Annotated in this window: 1 rRNA gene; it reads right to left on the bottom strand. The window is 55.6% G+C overall.

Going from position 1 to position 257, the window contains the following annotated elements:
- Window positions 1-257 (bottom strand): 23S ribosomal RNA (locus M3189_RS26675); the annotation flags it as partial.

Below are 257 nucleotides of genomic sequence, written 5' to 3'. Positions count from 1 at the left end.
TGAGACAGTGCCCAGATCGTTACGCCTTTCGTGCGGGTCGGAACTTACCCGACAAGGAATTTCGCTACCTTAGGACCGTTATAGTTACGGCCGCCGTTTACTGGGGCTTCGATTCAGAGCTTCGCTTAGCAGCTAACCCCTCCTCTTAACCTTCCAGCACCGGGCAGGCGTCAGCCCCTATACTTCGCCTTGCGGCTTCGCAGAGACCTGTGTTTTTGCTAAACAGTCGCCTGGGCCTATTCACTGCGGCTCTTCGA

Source organism: Neobacillus niacini (genome assembly GCF_023715415.1).
In the GTDB taxonomy this organism is placed as follows: domain Bacteria; phylum Bacillota; class Bacilli; order Bacillales; family Cytobacillaceae; genus Neobacillus; species Neobacillus niacini_C.
This window is presented reverse-complemented; position numbering and strand designations above follow the sequence as displayed.